The sequence below is a fragment of the Escherichia sp. XD33 genome (assembly GCF_019375075.1).
Classification (GTDB): domain Bacteria; phylum Pseudomonadota; class Gammaproteobacteria; order Enterobacterales; family Enterobacteriaceae; genus Enterobacter; species Enterobacter flexneri_A.
This window is the reverse complement of sequence record NZ_JAENDM010000183.1, coordinates 1-1,323: the sequence shown is the minus strand read 5'-3', so window position 1 is coordinate 1,323 and position 1,323 is coordinate 1. Positions and strand designations below refer to the sequence as shown.

General features: G+C 50.3%; 1 protein-coding gene and 1 pseudogene. Both read left to right on the top strand.

From position 1 onward, the window contains the following. Positions 1-209: pseudogene (locus tag K0778_RS26105) on the top strand (aminoglycoside adenylyltransferase domain-containing protein); the annotation flags it as partial. Between the two features lie 84 nt (positions 210-293). After that, the gene (gene lnu(F), locus K0778_RS26100) at positions 294-1,115 is read left to right on the top strand and encodes a lincosamide nucleotidyltransferase Lnu(F) (RefSeq protein WP_072692450.1); all 822 of its coding nucleotides are present in this window, start codon (positions 294-296) and stop codon (positions 1,113-1,115) included. Positions 1,116-1,323: the final 208 nt, after the last annotated feature.

The following is a 1,323-nucleotide window of genomic DNA, read 5'->3' as shown; positions in this document are numbered from 1 at the left end:
TGGGCAATGGAGCGCCTGCCGGCCCAGTATCAGCCCGTCATACTTGAAGCTAGACAGGCTTATCTTGGACAAGAAGAAGATCGCTTGGCCTCGCGCGCAGATCAGTTGGAAGAATTTGTCCACTACGTGAAAGGCGAGATCACCAAGGTAATCGGCAAATAATGTCTAACAATTCGTTCAAGCCGACCGCGCTACGCGCGGCGGCTTAACTCCGGCGTTGTGCTGACGAAAAAAAACAAAAATCTGCGTATACCTTTCCTCATAATCTGTGGCTTCAATAAAAGGATATTTCTATGCTTCAACTGAAAATGATCGAACTCTTCAAGGAAGGTTGTCATGAGGATGCACGAATAATCGCGGCATTGATGTTCGGCTCATTTGCTATCGGAGAGGGTGACGAGTTCTCTGATATCGAATTCGCAGTGTTCATCCAGGATGACCATTTTGAAAATTTCGATCAGCGCTCGTGGCTTAATGCCGTAAGTCCGGTTGCTGCTTACTTTCCGGACGACTTCGGCCACCACACCGCACTTTTTGAAAACGGCATTCGCGGTGAATTCCATTTCATGCGAAAATCGGACATACCGGTCATTTCCACTTGGCAAGGCTATGGGTGGTTTCCCTCGCTTGAGGCGGCTGTTTTGTTGGACCGATCAGGAGAGTTGTCAAGGTACGCAAGCGCTCTCGTGGGCGGTCCCCCGATACGTGAAGGCGCGCCGCTGGTGGAAGGGCTTGTGTTGAACCTCATCAGCCTGATGCTCTTTGGGGCCAATCTTTTAAATCGGGGAGAGTACGCTCGCGCCTGGGCTTTGCTCAGCAAAGCACATGAAAACCTACTCAAGCTGGTTCGACTCCACGAAGGGGCAACAGACCACTGGCCGACACCTTCACGCGCGCTCGAAAAGGATATCTCGGAGGACTCGTATAATCGCTATCTGGCATGCACAAGCAGTGCAGAACCAAGAGCACTATGTGCAGCCTATCATCAAACGTGGACGTGGAGTCTCGAATTGTTCAAGAGCGTGACAGAACCTCTGAATATCGAGCTTCCGAGAACTGTAATTGCGCAGGCAAAAAGGTTGTTCAATGAGTCTGCGACGCCGCACAACAAGTAAATCCAGCGGACGCATAAAAACGCGCCGCTGATTTTGACGTTAGATGCACTAAGCACATAATTGCTCACAGCCAAACTATCAGGTCAAGTGGCACTGTTGCAAATAGTCGGTGGTGATAAACTTATCATCCCCTTTTGCTGATGGAGCTGCACATGAACCCATTCAAAGGCCGGCATTTTCAGCGTGACATCATTCTGTGGGCCGTACG